The 15,203-nt window shown below is 67.7% G+C and carries 14 protein-coding genes and 1 pseudogene; 9 read left to right on the top strand and 6 right to left on the bottom strand.

Features of this window, described 5'->3' with window-relative positions; translation table 11 throughout:
- Positions 1-102: 102 nt before the first annotated feature.
- The gene (locus tag A9976_RS25085) at positions 103-1,101 is read right to left on the bottom strand and encodes a tripartite tricarboxylate transporter substrate binding protein (protein ID WP_141832844.1); all 999 of its coding nucleotides are present in this window, start codon (positions 1,099-1,101) and stop codon (positions 103-105) included.
- Between the two features lie 50 nt (positions 1,102-1,151).
- Positions 1,152-2,480, bottom strand: coding sequence for a glucarate dehydratase family protein (locus A9976_RS25080; RefSeq protein WP_183021242.1), 1,329 nt, complete (start codon positions 2,478-2,480; stop codon positions 1,152-1,154).
- 82 nt (positions 2,481-2,562) lie between these two features.
- Between A9976_RS25080 and A9976_RS25075 the strand changes: the two genes are divergently transcribed.
- The 7 genes from A9976_RS25075 to A9976_RS25045 all read left to right on the top strand — a co-directional run bounded on the left by A9976_RS25075 (position 2,563) and on the right by A9976_RS25045 (position 10,601).
- On the top strand, positions 2,563-3,351 hold the full coding sequence (locus A9976_RS25075; protein WP_133073289.1) for a FadR/GntR family transcriptional regulator: 789 nt from the start codon (positions 2,563-2,565) through the stop codon (positions 3,349-3,351).
- Positions 3,352-3,499: 148 nt separating this feature from the next.
- Positions 3,500-4,477, top strand: a complete 978-nt coding sequence (locus A9976_RS25070; protein ID WP_183021241.1) for a tripartite tricarboxylate transporter substrate binding protein — start codon at positions 3,500-3,502, stop codon at positions 4,475-4,477.
- Positions 4,478-4,523: 46 nt separating this feature from the next.
- Entirely contained in the window at positions 4,524-5,435 is a 912-nt protein-coding gene (kdgD, locus tag A9976_RS25065; protein ID WP_183021240.1) for a 5-dehydro-4-deoxyglucarate dehydratase, read from the top strand.
- Positions 5,436-5,493: 58 nt separating this feature from the next.
- Positions 5,494-6,453, top strand: coding sequence for a tripartite tricarboxylate transporter substrate binding protein (locus A9976_RS25060; RefSeq protein ID WP_012202189.1), 960 nt, complete (start codon positions 5,494-5,496; stop codon positions 6,451-6,453).
- Positions 6,454-6,747: 294 nt separating this feature from the next.
- Positions 6,748-7,734: a 2-hydroxyacid dehydrogenase gene (locus A9976_RS25055; protein ID WP_183021239.1), complete on the top strand. Its 987-nt coding sequence runs from the start codon at positions 6,748-6,750 to the stop codon at positions 7,732-7,734.
- Between the two features lie 44 nt (positions 7,735-7,778).
- The gene (locus A9976_RS25050) at positions 7,779-9,116 is read left to right on the top strand and encodes an enolase C-terminal domain-like protein (RefSeq protein ID WP_097204620.1); all 1,338 of its coding nucleotides are present in this window, start codon (positions 7,779-7,781) and stop codon (positions 9,114-9,116) included.
- A 36-nt stretch (positions 9,117-9,152) separates the two neighbouring features.
- Complete coding sequence (locus tag A9976_RS25045; protein ID WP_183021238.1) at positions 9,153-10,601, top strand: aldehyde dehydrogenase family protein; 1,449 nt, start codon at positions 9,153-9,155, stop codon at positions 10,599-10,601.
- A gap of 144 nt (positions 10,602-10,745) precedes the next feature.
- Here A9976_RS25045 and A9976_RS25040 read toward each other — a convergent pair whose 3' ends face one another.
- Both A9976_RS25040 and A9976_RS25035 read right to left on the bottom strand, forming a co-directional pair.
- Entirely contained in the window at positions 10,746-11,438 is a 693-nt protein-coding gene (locus tag A9976_RS25040; RefSeq protein WP_183021237.1) for an LrgB family protein, read from the bottom strand.
- A gap of 5 nt (positions 11,439-11,443) precedes the next feature.
- On the bottom strand, positions 11,444-11,908 hold the full coding sequence (locus A9976_RS25035) for a CidA/LrgA family protein (RefSeq protein WP_183021236.1): 465 nt from the start codon (positions 11,906-11,908) through the stop codon (positions 11,444-11,446).
- 76 nt (positions 11,909-11,984) lie between these two features.
- On the opposite strand from A9976_RS25035, the gene A9976_RS25030 reads away from it, so the two are divergent.
- Together A9976_RS25030 and A9976_RS25025 are read left to right on the top strand one after the other, a co-directional pair.
- Positions 11,985-12,905, top strand: coding sequence for a LysR family transcriptional regulator (locus A9976_RS25030; RefSeq protein ID WP_183021235.1), 921 nt, complete (start codon positions 11,985-11,987; stop codon positions 12,903-12,905).
- A gap of 22 nt (positions 12,906-12,927) precedes the next feature.
- On the top strand, positions 12,928-13,563 hold the full coding sequence (locus A9976_RS25025; protein WP_183021234.1) for a pseudouridine synthase: 636 nt from the start codon (positions 12,928-12,930) through the stop codon (positions 13,561-13,563).
- A 52-nt stretch (positions 13,564-13,615) separates the two neighbouring features.
- On the opposite strand, the pseudogene A9976_RS25020 reads toward A9976_RS25025, so the two are convergent.
- Positions 13,616-14,274, bottom strand: a pseudogene (locus tag A9976_RS25020) (IS701 family transposase); the annotation flags it as partial.
- Positions 14,275-14,532: 258 nt separating this feature from the next.
- Positions 14,533-15,114, bottom strand: coding sequence for a TetR/AcrR family transcriptional regulator (locus A9976_RS25015; protein WP_220808849.1), 582 nt, complete (start codon positions 15,112-15,114; stop codon positions 14,533-14,535).
- Between the last annotated feature and the right edge of the window lie 89 nt (positions 15,115-15,203).

Here is a 15,203-nt window from a genome sequence, read left to right as displayed (position 1 = left end):
GCGGCCCAAGGCGAGGGACACCGAGCAAGGGCCGCCCCGCAGCGAGGGTGTCGTCCCCCTCCGCGAAGCGAGAAGGGGGAAGGCGCGAAGCGCCTCAGGGGGTCACTCTGCCTTTATTCCAGCAGCCTTGATCACCTTGCCCCACTTGACCACCTCGGCCTTCTGGTACTCGCCCAGCTCGGCCGGCGTCATCTGCGAGGGCAGCATGCCGAAGTTCTTCAGGCGCGCCTGCACCTCGGGCGTGGCGACGATCTTCATGATCTCCGCATGCAGCCGGTCCACGATGGGCCCCGGCGTGCCCGCGGGCGCGAACACGGCCTGCCAGGATCCCATGTCGAAGCCCTTCTCGCCGGCCTCGGCGATGGTGGGCACATCGGGCAGCGATTCAAGGCGCCGCGAGCTGGTCACGGCGATGGGACGCAGCTTGCCGGCCTGCACATGGGGGCCGACGACCAGGGCGGTGTCGAACATCATGTCCACCTGGCCGCCGATCACGTCCTGCACGGCCGGGCCGCTGCCCTTGTAGGGCACGTGGGTGAACTTCACGCCCGTCTGGTAGCCCAGCAGCTCCAGCGCCATGTGGTTGGAGGTGCCGCTGCCCGGCGAGGCCGAGGTCAGTCCGCCCGCCGCTGCCTTGGCCTTGCTGGCGGCCAGCACGTCGGCCAGCGTCTTGTAGGGGCTGGAGGCCGGCACCACCAGCACCAGCGGGCCCGAGCCCAGCATGGCCACCGGCGTGAAGGACTTGACCGGGTCGTAGTCCAGCTTGGCGTACAGGCTCACATTGATGGCGTGCGAGCTGATGGTGCCGCCCAGGATGGTGTAGCCATCGGCCGGTGCGCGCGCCGCAATGGCCGAGCCCACGCTGCCGCCCGCGCCGCCCTTGTTCTCGATCACCACGGGCGTGCCCAGGGCCTTGCTCAGCGGCTGGGCGATCACGCGCGCCAGCGTATCGGTATTGCCGCCAGGCGGGAACGGCACCAGGTAGGTGATGGGCTTGCCGGTGGGCCAGTTGCCCTGCGCGGCGGCGGGCATGGCGGCCAGGGCCGTGCCCAGCAGCAGGGCGCTGGCGAGGGAATGTTGGATGAGTGTGCGACGTTGCATGGTGCTTGTCTCCGGGAAGGGCTTGTCGTTGGAATGGTGTGAAAGCAGGTTCAGAAGCGCGGCTGGTGGCCGGTGAACGCGGGGTCGTACTTGCGCATCTGCCCCAGGTCGTCGCGGTTGCGGATGCCGCAGCGCAGGTAGTTGTCGTGCAGGCGGGCCAGGGCCTCGCGGTCCAGCCGCACACCCAGGCCGGGCGCCGTGGGCACGCGCAGGCTGCCCTGCTCGAACTGCAGCCGGCCGCCCTCGACGACTTCCTCGTCCTGCCAGGGGTAATGCGTGTCGCAGGCATAGGTCAGCAGGGGCACGCTGGCGCACAGGTGCGTCATGGCCACCAGGCTGATGCCCAGGTGCGAGTTGCTGTGCATGGACAGGCCCAGGTCGAAGGTGCGGCACAGCGTGGACAGGCGCTGCGTGGCGCGCAGCCCGCCCCAGTAGTGGTGGTCGCTGAGCACGATCTTCACGGGGCAGCCCATCTCGGCATTGCGGCGGAACTCGGCAAAGTCCGTGACCACCATGTTGGTGGCCAGCGGCACATCGCCCTCGCGTGCCATTTCTCGCGCCACGGCCGCCATGCCGTCCAGGCCGGGCGCCGGGTCCTCGCAATACTCGAGCACGCCCTGCAGCTGCTGCACGATCTTCAGGCTGGTCTCCACCGTCCAGTTGCCATTGGGATCGATGCGCAGCGGCATGCCCGGAAAGGCATCGGCCAGCGCCAGGATGCCGGCCGCCTCCTGCTCGGGCGGCAGCGCGCCGGCCTTGAGCTTGATGCTCTGGAAGCCGTACTGCGCAATCATGCGCCGCGCCTGCTCCACCAGCTGCTGCGGCGCCAGGGCCTCGCCCCAGGCGTCGGGCGAAGAATCTGGTCCATAGGGCCCGTCGATGTGCTCGGCGTACTTGTAGAACAGGTAGGCAGAGAACGGCACGCTGTCGCGCGCGGCGCCGCCCAGCAGGTCCACGATGGGGGCGCCCGCCATCTGGCCCTGCAGGTCCAGCATGGCGACCTCGAAGGCGCTGACCACCTTGGCCACCGTCTTGGACACATGCGTGCCCGGCGCCAGCGACACCTGCTGGCCCAGGAACTCCGACGCCGTCAGCGCAGGCGGCGCCACCAGGGCCGCGACGCGGACCTCCATCTCGTTGAGCGCCCAGGGCGACAGCCCCACCAGCGCGGGCGCGGCCTTGGCCAGCGCATCGAGCATGGGCTGGTCGCCATAGCTTTCGTTGATGCCGACCAGGCCCGAGGCCGTCTCGATCTCGATGATGGAACGCAGCGCCCAGGGTTCGTGGATGCCGGCCGCATTGAGCAGCGGCGGATCGCGGAAGGCAATGGGCGTGATGCGTATGTGGCGGATCGCGTGGATCGCGTGGGTGGTGCTCATCTGGAATGCGGGTTCAGGAGGATCAAAAAAACTCGATGGCGCGGACGTCTTGTGATACGTTGTCGTACAACTTGAAGCGATTATGATCAGCACCATGGAAAGTTCGGCAAAGGGATTTCCCGCATCACCCCCAACGATCGAGCTTCCCCTGCGAGGAAAGTCCGGTCGCAGCGGCCGCAATCTGGCCGCCCTGCTGTTCGACGAGTTCGCGAGCAAGATCCGCAACGGCCTGCTGGCCGAAGGCGAGAAGCTGCCCACGGAGTCGTCGCTGGTGCAGACCTACGAAGTCAGCCGCACCGTGGTGCGCGAGGCGCTGTCGCGCCTGCAGGCCTCGGGCCTGGTGGAGACGCGCCACGGCATAGGCACCTTCGTGCGCGCCGCCCAGCCCGCATCCACGCTGATGCTCAATGCCGACGAGCTGACGGCCGCCGTGGACGTGATGGCCGTGCTGGAGCTGCGCATCAGCCTGGAGACCGAAAGCGCCGGCCTGGCCGCGCTGCGCCGCAGCCCCGAGCAACTGCAGGGCATACGCATGGCGCTGCAGGCCTTCGAGATCGCCTTTGCGCGCGGCGAGGACACGGTGGCCCATGACCTGGCCTTCCACACCCAGATCGCCGAGGCCACGGGCAACCGCTACTTCGGCGACATCCTGCGCCACTTCGGCGCCCAGCTGATTCCGCGTACGCGCATCGCCTCCATCCACCAGCCCCAGCGCGACCCCGACTACCTGCGCCGCGTCAACCGCGAGCATGAGGAAATCCTCGCCGCCATCGAGCGCCAGGATGCCGACTCGGCCCGCGCGGCCATGCGCATCCACCTGACCAACAGCCGCGAGCGCCTGCGCCTGGCGCAAAAGACCAGCGCCTCCTGAATACTCCCATGGGCCTTTCGGGGCCAATGGCCTTGCCACGGGAATTCAGACAACCAAGGGAAAACCCTTTATCACTGCTTGCAGATCTCGGTTGAAAATCGGCTTCAGTTGTACGACAACTGACAACATAAAACCCGGAGACAAGAGCATGACCCTGAGCCGAAAGCAGTTCCTGCGCGCCGCTGGCGCCACCGCCCTCGTGGCCACCGGCGCCGGTGCGCTGGCCCAGAACAACTGGCCCACGCGCCCGCTGCGCCTGGTGGTGCCCTACCCGCCGGGTGGCAGCTCGGACATCATTGCGCGCGCCATCGGCCCGCTGCTGTCGGCAGAACTCAAGCAGCCCGTGGTCATCGAGAACAAGCCCGGCGCCAACGGCAACCTGGGCGCCGACATGGTGGCCAAGGCCCAGCCCGACGGCCACACGCTGATGCTGTGCGACCTGGGTGCGCTGGCCATCTCGCCCTCGCTCTACACCAAGCTGTCCTTCGACCTGTCCCGGGACCTGCGCGGCACGGCCATGCTGGCCTACTCGCCCCACCTGCTGGTGGTCCATCCCTCGGTGCCGGCCAACAACCTGCAGGAGCTGGTGGCCCTGTCCAAGAAGGAAGACCTGAGCTTTGCCGTCACCGCCACGGGCAGCGCCCCGCACCTGGCCGGCGTGGAACTGGCGCGCGCCACGGGCGCCCGCTGGGAATACGTGCCCTACAAGGGCGGCGTGCAGTCCATCCAGGACACGGTGGCAGGCCAGACCCAGGTGCTGATGAACGGCATGCTGGCCACCTACCCCCATGTGCAAAGCGGCAAGCTCAAGCTGCTGGGCCTGTCCAAGGGCACGCGCATGCCGCTGGCCGCCAACGTGCCCACCATCGCCGAGCAGGGCGTGCCCGGCTTCGAGACCGGCACCTGGCAAGGCGTGGTCGTTCCGGCCAAGACGCCCGAGGCCGTGGTCCAGCGCCTGCATGAGGCCCTGATCACCGCCATCCGCTCGCCCGAGGTGCGCGCCCGCCTCACGGGCCAGGGCGCCGAGGTCGTGACCATGAACCCCGCCGAGACCGCGCGCTTCCTGACCACCGAGCGCCAGCGCTGGCAAAAAGTGGTTCAAACAGCCGGTTTGAAGCTCGACTGATTCCACCCTTTTTTCTTTCTTCCCCACCCTTGTTCCCGAGAGCACCATGACCCCCCAAGACCTCAAAGACGTGATGAGTTCCGGCCTGCTGTCCTTCCCCGTGACGGACTTCGACAGCAACGGCAACTTCAATGCCAAGGGCTATGCGGCCCGCCTCGAATGGCTGGCCCCCTACGGCGCCAGCGCGCTGTTCGCGGCAGGCGGCACGGGCGAGTACTTCTCGCTGTACGGCGAGGAATACGGCCAGATCATCAAGACCGCCGTGGACACCTGCCGCGGCAAGGTGCCCATCATCGCGGGCGCCGGCGGTCCCACGCGCACGGCCATTGCCCATGCCCAGGAGGCGGAGCGCCTGGGTGCCCACGGCGTCCTGCTGCTGCCCCACTACCTGACCGAAGCCGGCCAGGAAGGCCTGATCGCCCATGTGGAGCAGGTCTGCAAGAGCGTGAAGTTCGGCGTCATCGTCTACAACCGCGACCGCACCCGCTTCACGCCCGAATCGCTGGCCATCCTGGCCGAGCGCTGCCCCAACCTGGTGGGCTTCAAGGACGGCATGGGCAACATCGAGACCATGTCCGCCATCTTCATGAAGATGGGCGACCGCTTCGCCTACCTGGGCGGCCTGCCCACGGCCGAGGTCTATGCGGCCGCCTACAAGGCCCTGGGCACGCCGGTGTACTCCTCGGCCGTCTTCAACTTCATCCCCAGGACGGCGATGGCGTTCTACGAAGCCGTGCGCACCGACGACATGGCCACGCAGCACAAGCTGCTCAAGGAATTCTTCATGCCCTACCTGAAGATCCGCAACCGCGTCGAAGGCTACGGCGTGAGCATCATCAAGGCCGGCGCCAAGCTGGTCGGCCACGACGCAGGCCCCGTGCGCGCCCCGCTGACGGACCTCAAGCCCTCCGAGCTGGAAGAGCTCAAGGCCCTGATCGACAAGCTCGGCCCGCAATAAGCCACAAGACCGGACGCAGGGGCCAGTCCGGCCCTTGCGCCCCCCAGGAGACAAGAACATGAAGAAGATTCTGATCACGCTGGGTGCCGCACTGGCCCTCACGGCGCAGGCGGCCGGCAGCTTTCCGGACAAGGCCGTCAACATCATCGTGCCCTTCCCGGCCGGAGGCTCCACCGACACCGTGGCGCGCGCCATGGCCCTGAGCATGGGCGAGCAGCTGGGCAAGCCCTTCGTGGTGGAAAACCGCCCGGGCGCCACGGGCACCATCGGCGCAGGCGCCGTCAAGCGCGCACCGGCCGATGGCTACACGCTGCTGGTGGCCTCGCTGGGCCCTTTCGTGGTCACGCCGCACCTGGTCAAGAACGTGCCCTATGACGCAGGCAAGGACTTCGACTACATCACCATCCCCGTGCAGGCGCCCAACGTGCTTGTGGCCAGCCCCGCGCAGAAGGCCCGCACCGTGGCCGAGGTCATCGCCGCGCTCAAGGCCAACCCCGGCAAGATCAGTTTCGCGAGTTCGGGCAACGGCTCCTCGGACCATCTGTCGGCCGAGCTGTTCTGGCAGCAAAGCGGCACCGAAGGCATGCACGTTCCCTACAAGGGCGGCGCCCCGGCCATCACCGACCTGATCGGCGGCCAGGTGGACTTCTCGTTCCAGAACGTCAACGCCGTGCTGCCCCATCTGCGCAGCGGCAAGCTGCATGCGATCGCCGTGACCGGCAGCCAGCGCTCGCCCGTGCTGCCCGATGTGCCCACGCTGGCCGAGGCCGGTGTCAAGGGCGCCGAGGTGTACTCCTGGCAAGGCCTGGCCGCGCCCAAGGGCCTGCCCGCCGATGTGAAGGCCAAGCTGGCCAAGGCCGCCATCGCCTCCGTGCAGCAGCCCGACATCCGCAAGCGCTTCGTGGAGCAGGGCCTGGAGATCGTGGGCAACACGCCCGAGGAATTCACGCGCTACCAGGCCCAGGAGTCGGAGCGCTGGAAGCAGCTGATCCAGACCCGAAAAATCACCGCTGATTGAAATGAGGCACCCCCTGAGTCGCTTCGCGCCTTCCCCCGTGGCACGGCGCCTCTCTACTTGCTTCGCAAGGGAGGGGGACGACGCCCTCGGCTGGGCGCCCCCGCCGCGAGGCGGCTCTTGCTCGGCGTCCCTGATGTTGGAGTGCGCCAGTTTTGAACAGATTTTTCTACATTGAGCACAGGGAATAGCTGAGATAAATCCGGGTTGGCCTCTGGTCATCTCCGCAGGCCTGCCACCACGCAGGCCCTTTTCACCGGGGCTTCCAGCCCCTGCAAGTTCCAAGGATTCCAAGGCATGGCGACCTCCCGTCCACGCGTTCTCCAGTTCGGCAAGATGCCACTTCCCCAGCTCGATGCCGAGCTGGCTCAGGCCTATGAGGTAACGCTGCTGTCCGAGCAGCCTAATCGCGAGCGCTTTCTCGCCGAGCACGGCGCGCAGTTCGAATACCTGGTCACCTCGGCAGCCATGGGCGTGCCCGCGAGCGTGGTGCAGGCCCTGCCCAGGCTGCGCTTCGTGAGCAGCTTCGGCGTGGGCTTCGACGCGCTGGACCGCGAGTCCCTGCTGCGCCAGGGCGCCCGCGTGGGCTACACGCCCGGCGTGCTGGACGACTGCGTGGCCGACATGGCCTTCGCCCTGCTGCTGGATGCGGCGCGTGGCCTGAGCGAGTCCGACCGCTTCGTGCGCCGGGGCGACTGGAGCCAAGGCCGCTTCGGCATCCGCACGCGCGCCAGCGGCAAGCGCCTGGGCATCTTCGGCATGGGCCGCATCGGCTCCACCGTGGCGCGCCGCGCGGCCGGCTTCGACATGGAGGTGGCCTATCACAACCGCCGCCCGGTCGAGGGATCGCCCCACCTCTACCAGCCCTCGCTGCTCGAACTCGCACGCTGGAGCGACTTCCTCGTCATCACCGCCGCAGGCGGCGACGGCACGCAACACCTGGTCAACGCCGAGGTGCTGGACGCGCTGGGCCCGCAGGGCTTTCTGATCAACGTGGCACGCGGCAGCGTGGTCGACGAGGCCGCCCTGGTCCAGGCCCTGCAGCAGGGCCGCATCGCGGGCGCGGGCCTGGATGTGTTCGAGGACGAGCCACGCCCCCATGCCGAGCTGCTGTCGCAGGACAACGTGGTGCTTGCGCCCCACATCGCCAGCGGCACGCATGAAACCCGCCGCGCCATGGCCGACCTCGTGCTGCGCAACCTGGCGCAGTTCATCGCCACGGGCCGGCCCGAGGCCGAGGTGCCGTGGTCCGCCGCGCAGCAGGCGGCCACCGCCGCCGCATAGCCGTTTTTTCCCAGAGACCGATCCAAACGATCCAAGAGCACGCCATGTCCTCCACCCCGACCATCACCGAGATCGAAGTCATTCCCGTCGCCGGCCGCGACGGCATGCTCATGAACCTCAGCGGCGCGCATGCGCCCTACTTCACGCGCAACATCGTGCTCGTGCACGACAGCGCGGGCCACACCGGTGTGGGCGAGGTGCCTGGCGGCGAAGGCATACGCCAGGCGCTGGAGGACAGCAAGGCGCTGCTCATCGGCCAGTCCGTGGGCAACCACCTGAAGCTGCTGCAGAACCTGCAGCAGGCCCTGGCCGGGCGCGACACGGGCGGGCGCGGCCTGCAGACCTTCGATCTGCGCATCGCCGTGCATGCCGTCACCGCCGTGGAATCGGCCCTGCTGGACCTGCTGGGCCAGCACCTGGGCGTGCCCGTGGCTGCCCTGCTGGGCGAAGGCCAGCAGCGCGACCGCGTGGAGATGCTGGGCTACCTGTTCTTCACCGGCCCCACCGACAAGACCGACCTGCCCTACGTCCAGCCCGGCGAAGACCAAAGCGGCAGCGACGACTGGACGCAGGTGCGCCACATGACCGCCATGGACCCGGCCGCCATCGTGCGCCAGGCCGAGGCGGCGCATGCGCGCTACGGCTTCAACGACTTCAAGCTCAAGGGCGGCGTGCTGGCCGGCGAGCAGGAGGTGGAGGCCGTCACCGCGCTGGCCAGGCGCTTTCCGCAGGCGCGCGTCACGCTGGACCCCAACGGCGGCTGGCTGCTCAAGGACGCCATCCGCCTCATGCGCGACATGCACGGCGTGCTCGCCTATGCCGAAGACCCCTGCGGCGCCGAGAACGGCTTCTCGGGCCGCGAAGTCATGGCCGAATTCCGCCGCGCCACGGGCCTGCCCACGGCCACCAACATGATCGCCACCGACTGGCGCCAGATGGTGCACGCGCTGTCGCTGCAGTCCGTGGACATCCCGCTGGCCGACCCGCATTTCTGGACCATGGCCGGCTCCGTGCGCGTGGGCCAGACCTGCCGCGACTGGGGCCTGACCTGGGGATCGCACTCCAACAACCACTTCGACATCTCGCTGGCCATGTTCACCCACGTGGCCGCCGCCGTGCCCGGCAAGGTCACGGCCATCGACACGCACTGGATCTGGCAGGACGGCCAGTACCTCACCCAGAACCCGCTGCAGATCAAGGGCGGCTTCGTCGAGGTGCCCAAGACCCCGGGCCTGGGCGTCACCGTGGACCGCGCCGCGCTGCAGCGCGCCAACGCCCTGTACCTGGAGCACGGCCTGGGAGCGCGCAATGACGCCATGGCCATGCAATACCTGATCCCGGGCTGGACCTTCGACAACAAGCGCCCCTGCATGGTCCGCTGACCCCTTCCTTCCGTTACCCCTTTCCCGGAGCACCTCATGTCCCGCTACGACAACCTCATCAACGGCCAATGGAAGGCCGCCGACAGCTACAGCGCCAACACCAACCCCAGCGACCTGTCCGATGTGATCGGCGAGTACGCCCAGGGCAATGCCGCCGATGTGGAAGCCGCCATCGCCGCGGCGGCCGCGGCCTTTCCCGCCTGGAGCACCTCGGGCATCCAGGCCCGCCACGACGCCCTGGACAGGATCGGCAACGAAATCCTGGCCCGCAAGGAAGAGCTGGGCGACCTGCTGGCGCGCGAGGAAGGCAAGACCCGCCCCGAAGCCATTGGCGAAGTCGGCCGCGCAGGCCAGATCTTCAAGTTCTTCGCGGGTGAATGCCTGCGCCTGGCCGGCGAGACCCTGCCCTCCGTGCGCCCCGGCATCGGCGTGGAAATCACGCGCGAGCCCGTCGGCGTGGTGGGCCTGATCACGCCGTGGAACTTCCCCATCGCCATTCCCGCCTGGAAGATCGCCCCGGCCCTGGCCTTCGGCAACTGCGTGGTCCTGAAGCCCGCCGACCTCGTGCCCGGCAGTGCCTGGGCGCTGGCCGACATCATTCACCGCTCGGGCATTCCGGCTGGTGTCTTCAACCTCGTCATGGGCCCGGGCCGCGTCATCGGTGATGCCCTGGTGCGCCACAGCGACGTGGCCGCCATCAGCTTCACCGGCTCCGTCGGCGTGGGCCGCGGCATTGCCCGCGCCTGCGTGGAAAGCGGCAAGAAAGTGCAGCTGGAGATGGGCGGCAAGAACCCGCAGATCGTGCTGGACGACGCCGACCTCACCCAGGCCGTGGAGCTGTCCGCGCAAAGCGGTTTCTACTCCACCGGCCAGCGCTGCACGGCATCGAGCCGCCTCATCGTCACCGACAGGATCTACCCCGCCTTCATCGAGGCCCTGCAGGCCCGCATGGCCAGGATCAAGGTGGGCGACGCCCGCGCCGCAGGCACCGACATGGGCCCCGTGGTCAGCCAGGCCCAGCTGGAGCAGGACCTGAGCTACGTGGAAATCGCCAAGGCCGAAGGCGCCGTGCTGGCTGCGGGCGGCGCAGCCGCCGCCTGCCACACCGGCAGCGGCAACAAGGGCTACTACATGGCGCCCACCCTGTTCGTGGACACCCAGGCCGCCATGCGCATCAACCGCGAGGAAGTCTTCGGCCCCGTGGCCAGCGTCATCCGCGTCAAGGACTACGAAGAAGCCCTGGCCGTGGCCAACGACACGCCCTTCGGCCTGGCCGCAGGCATTGCCACCACCAGCCTCAAGCACGCCACCCACTTCAAGCGCCACAGCCAGGCCGGCATGGTCATGGTCAACCTGCCCACGGCCGGCGTGGACTACCACGTGCCGTTTGGCGGCCGCAAGGGCAGCAGCTACGGCCCGCGCGAGCAGGGCCGCTATGCGCAGGAGTTCTATACGACGGTGAAGACGGCGTATACGCTGGCCTGAAAAAGAGAGCAGGCCGAACCAAGCGAAGGCCCGCGACAATTGCCCGGATGAACGCACCCGCCGCGAAGCGGAGGGACTCGGGCATTCGGGCCGCCTTCTTCCGGACTCGAAAAACAGGCACCCGGCAGGATCAAAAACAAACCATCAAAAAAACAGCAGCTTCACCCAAGGCGCCAGCAAGACATTCAGAGCCCCCGCGATCATCATCACCAACGAGGCAACAACCGTCTGCACCTGCCCGAACTGCCGCGCCTTCGCCACGCCGCTTCCATGCGCCGCACCGCCCAGGATGGCCCCTGCGGCCAGCTTGCTGCGCACGCGCGGCAGCAGCCGCAGGATGGTCTCGCCCATGAGCATGCCGCTGACCCCGGTCAGCAGGACGAACAGGGCCGCCAGGTCGGTGGGGCCGCCCAGCACGCGTTCGGCCTCGATGGCGAAAGGCGTGGTCACCGAGCGCACGGCCAGGCCCTTTTGCAGGTCCACGGGCAATCCGAAGGCCTGTGCGAACCAGATGGTGGTGGCAATGGACACGCCACTGGCCACGAGCACGCCGGTGGCGATCGACATCCAGTGCTTGCGCAGCAAGTGGCGGTTTTCGTGCAGGGGCAGCGCAAAGGCCACCGTGGTGGGGCCCAGCAGCCAGACCAGCCAGTGCGTCTGGGCGATGTACTGCGGGTAGCGCACATGGGTCAGCAGCGCCAGCGCGATCAGCACCATGGGCGTGGCGACGATGGGCATGAGCAGCGGATGGGGATGGCGGCGGTACACGCGCTTGTTGGCCGCATAGCAGGCCAGCGTGGCCAGCAGCGACAGCAGGCCTACGGCTTGGTCGGACATGGCGTTCACTCCTGCTCCCTGCGCAGCCCGGCGCGCGTGGAGCGGCGCCGGGCCAGCCACAGCTCCAGCCGGTAGACGCGGTCCACGGCCAGCGCCGTGGCGGCCATCACGCAGGCCGTGCTGGCCACGATGACGCCCAGGATGCGCAGGCCCTGGTGCTGGATCAGGTCGGTGTATTCGGTGACCACCAGCATGGCGGGCACGAAGAACAGCAGCATCTCGGCCAGCAGCCAGTGGGTGCCGCCCTGCAGCCAGCGCGCCTTGACCAGCCCGCTGAACAGGCCCGTGGCCAGCAGCGCGAAGCCGATCAGCCCGGCCGGCATGCCCCAGCCGAAATGCGCGCGAACGGCCTCCATGGACACCCAGATGGCGCTGAGCAGGCCCACCTGCAGCACGCCGCGCAGCAGCGGCCAGCCGCGTTGCAGCAGCGCCTGCGGACGCAGGGCGGGCAGGACGGAAATCTTTGACATGGCGCAATCCTAGGGTTTGCACCAAGATTCGTAAAATGAATAATCTTCATTTTTCCCATGCACAAAAGGAATTCTCATGGACCTGCGCGCACTGCGGTACTTCGTCGAGGTCGTGCGCTGCAATGGCTTCACGCGCGCGGCCGAGGCCTTGCACGTGACCCAGCCCACCATCAGCAAGATGGTGCGGGCGCTGGAGGATGAACTGGGCGGCCCGCTGCTGCTGCGCGAGGGGCGCGGCGTGCAACTGACCGACGCGGGCCAGGTGGTCTATGCGCGCGGCCAGCAGGTGCTGGAGCAGTCGCGCCAGCTGCTGCAGGAGGTGGCCGAGGTCGATGGCATCGCGCGCGGCAGCCTCAGCGTGGGCATCATGCCCACGGCCGGGCACTACATGGCGCCCGTGATCGCGCGGTTCCAGCAACGGCACCCGGGCGTCCATCTGCATGTGCAGGAGCAGGGCGCGCGTGCCCAGCGCCAGCTGCTGCTGGACGGCCGGCTGGACATGGCGCTGGGCCTGCACGGCACGGGGCAGGAGGGCGGCGACCCCTCGGGCGATCCGGCCAGCGAAGGGCTGGAGTACTGCACCATCGCCCACCAGCGCACGCGCGTGGCCTTTGCCGCGCACGAGGTGACCGACCCCGAGGCCCCGGTGCGCTGGAGCGAACTGGCGCAGCGGCCCTTCGTCTTCTACACCTCGGACTTCGCGCTGCACCAGGCCGTGCTGCAGCGCTGCGCGGCAGCCGGCTTCAGCCCCCAGGTGCGGTTGGAGACGCGCTACTGGGACTTCATCGGCGACCTGGTGGCCGAAGGCGTGGGCGTGGCCGTGATGTTCGAGCATGTGATCGCGCGCTTCGACCCGCAGCGCGTGTCCAGCCGCCCGCTGATGGGGCCTGAACTGCGCTGGGACGTGGTGCAGCTGTGGCGCAGCGGCTACCTGTCGCGTGCGGCGCGGGCCTGGCTGGAGTGCGTGCGGGCAGTCTATCCCCAGCCTCCGGCCTGAAGGCCCGACAATCCCCTGGTCCATGCAACCCAGAAAACGCCCCCCCTTGCGCGCGGCTGCCGGCCCTGCCCTGCGCCCCCGCCCGGCCTTCGCCGACAGGCCCGACACCGGCCCCTCGCGCCTGCTGTGCTTCAACAAGCCTTACGGCGTGCTGAGCCAGTTCACGCCCGAGGGGCGCTGGCGCGGGCTCAAGGAGTTCATCGACGTCCCCGGCGTGCATGCGGCAGGCCGTCTCGACGCCGACAGCGAAGGACTGCTGCTGCTGACCAATGACGGGCCGCTGCAGGCGCGCATCGCCGATCCGCGCTTCAAGATGGAAAAGACCTACTGGGTACAGGTCGAGGGACTGCCCGACGAGGCCGCGCTGCAGGCGCTGCGCCAGGGCGTGCAGCTCAATGACGGAATGACGCTGCCCGCGCAGGCGCGCCGGCTGGAGCCACCACCCGTGCTGTGGCAGCGCGACCCGCCCATCCGCGTGCGCCAGAACATTCCCGACTGCTGGATCGAGCTGGTCATCCGCGAAGGCCGCAACCGCCAGGTGCGCCGCATGACGGCGGCCATTGGCCACCCCACGCTGCGGCTGGTGCGCGCAGCCATCGGGCCCTACACGCTGGACGGCCTGGAGCCCGGCCAGTGGAAGGATGTGGTGCCCGCCTAATCTTACTGTGTCAAAAGAATATCGACATCCGGCCGCAGCACGTGCATGGGCCCAATCGAAGGTTTAACAACGCTCGGCGGAATGAGGAGTCCACGCCATATCCGGCATCGGCCAGAACGCGGTGCTTCGGGGTCCCCTGCGCAAGCAAGTGCCGCAGCTGCTGCAGCGCGATCTCTGTCTTGGTTGCGAAACGCATGGCCTCAGGAACGCCTGCCTTGCGCCGGCGTTCATCGTCGTCAATCCACTCCTTGGGCAAATAGAGCTGCCACGCCACCGGCATGGCTGCCCTGACTGCACGACAGCGAGACGCTGACCGCCACTTGGCAGTTGTCTTGCTTGCCCAGGACCCCGCAATATTGACGGGCAACGCCTACCGAATGCGAATGGCGCCCCTTCTTCGGAAATCCGGTGTCGTCGATGATCCACCAGCCGCCTTCGCTGAAGTCCATCCTGGGCACGACCCACTGGCAGACGCGACGAAGCAGTTGCTCGTCGGACCACTCAGCCTTCGCCACGAAGTGATGTAGCGACTGATGTCGCGCACTGGCGTGAACCGGGTCCACACGCGCCGCCATGGGCTCAACGCTCTTGCGAGCCCGCGGCAACATCAGTCCCGTGCAATAGCCACGAAGCCCCTCGTGGCGGTCTGCGTTTCCCCAGCCCCGAAGCCAAATGCTCCAGGTACTCCTCAAAGCGGTTTGCGACCCTCATCGAGCCTCAACCAAAGAATCAAAAAGTCCGCATAATGCCTTGATTTTATTGACACAGTAAGATTAGGTATCTCAGCAAAATCATCAACGTTTGGAGGACAGGCTAACCTGCAATGGGTTTGCTTTCCCGATCGCGCGGTACACGCTTGCCCGCCCTATGCCGAGGCGACGAGCGATTTCAGCTGGACCAATGCCGTCGGCTTTGAGCTTGTGGATCTCCACCACGTCGATTGTCCGCCGACGGCCCACTGGCTGGAAGCTACTCCGTCGGCGTCGGCATCGGCGCAGACGTGTCTTTCTTCTCGAAAGCGGCCGCTGTCTCAGAAGCATCGGCGGGAAGCGTCTGCGCCAGAGCCAGACCGGCGAGGCGCGCGCTGGCTAGGAGTTGGCCAAGACCGTGCCCGCTGCGGGCCTTGGCGGAGAGTCCAGCCATTGTGGTGCCGACAAAGTCCATCACGCGACCGGCGTCTTTCGGGTGACGGGCGGCGACGTAGCAGCGAATCATTTCTTCCGCGGCAGCGTGAAAGACTCGGGCGGCCTCGCGCGCCTCCCGATCATTGCAGCGGGTTCCTTCCAGTACGAGACAGCCGTTGCTGTCGGGATCGGCAGCGTATTGGCGAGCGGCCTCCTCGAGCAACAATGCAAGAGAGTCGGCTACCGGGCGATCAGGATCCAGAAGGTCTGCAAGACGGATCGCGCCGGTGCTGGCGTACCGGTCGAGAACGCGTGCGTAGAGGCCCGCCTTGCTACCGAAGGCGGCGTAGAAACTGGGCGGGTTGATGCCGAGAGCATCGGTCAGGTCCGCGACGCTGACGGCGTCGTAGCCGTGGATGTGGAACAAGCGCTGGGCGATAGCAACCGCTTGGTCGAGATCGAAACGACGGGGGCGGCCGCGTGGACGCGAGTTATTTGTAGCGATAACTAAATAAT

Origin of the sequence: Delftia sp. UME58, from assembly GCF_014170385.1 — a bacterium.
Classification (GTDB): Bacteria; Pseudomonadota; Gammaproteobacteria; order Burkholderiales; family Burkholderiaceae_C; genus Comamonas; species Comamonas acidovorans.
This window is presented reverse-complemented; position numbering and strand designations above follow the sequence as displayed.